The organism is Protofrankia sp. CiP1_Cm_nod4, from assembly GCF_982290645.1.
In genome coordinates, this window is the sequence record NZ_CEVIVC010000120.1 from 11,358 (window position 1) to 11,888 (window position 531).

A 531-nucleotide genomic window follows, 5' to 3' on the forward strand; every position below is an offset into this window, starting at 1 on the left:
TTCGATCAGCCAGGCGTCCGCGAGCGTCATGACCGACCTTGTGATCGGCAGGTCCGTGGCCGACGCACTCGGGCTGGAACGGGAGTTCCTGGCGCTGATGCAGTCCCGCGGCACCCTGGAGCCGGACGAGGACGTGCTGGAGGACGCGGTAGCCTTCGCGGGCGTGTCGAAATACCCGGCCAGGGTCAAGTGCGCCCTGCTGTCATGGATGGCCTGGAAGGACGCGACCGTGCAGGCCGTGGGCGGCATCCCGGAACAGGAGGCGGACCGATGAGCGAGACCACCACGCTGGCCGACCAGCAGACGACCGACACCGACGATCCGGCGGCGACGGCGCCGGCCGTGCTCGCCGCCGACCCGGCCGCTGTCGGCGAGGCGGCTCCCGGCGAGGCGCCCGCCACTGTCGACGGGACGGTCGCCGGCGAGGCGGCCGCCGGAGGGGTGGCTCCCGGCGAGGTGGTCGCCGGAGGGGTCGCCGCCGGCGCCGCCGTCGACAAGGCCGCGCTCGACGACGTCGAGGAGGCCATGCGT

1 protein-coding gene and 1 pseudogene are annotated in these 531 nt (G+C 73.8%); both read left to right on the forward strand.

Features of this window, described 5'->3' with window-relative positions:
• A partial coding sequence (locus AC5LSR_RS18785; RefSeq protein ID WP_493468741.1) for an iron-sulfur cluster assembly scaffold protein occupies positions 1-274 on the forward strand: 274 nt, incomplete at its 5' end.
• A pseudogene (locus AC5LSR_RS18790) lies at positions 271-531 on the forward strand (metal-sulfur cluster assembly factor); the annotation flags it as partial. The gene AC5LSR_RS18785 and the pseudogene AC5LSR_RS18790, both read left to right, overlap by 4 nt.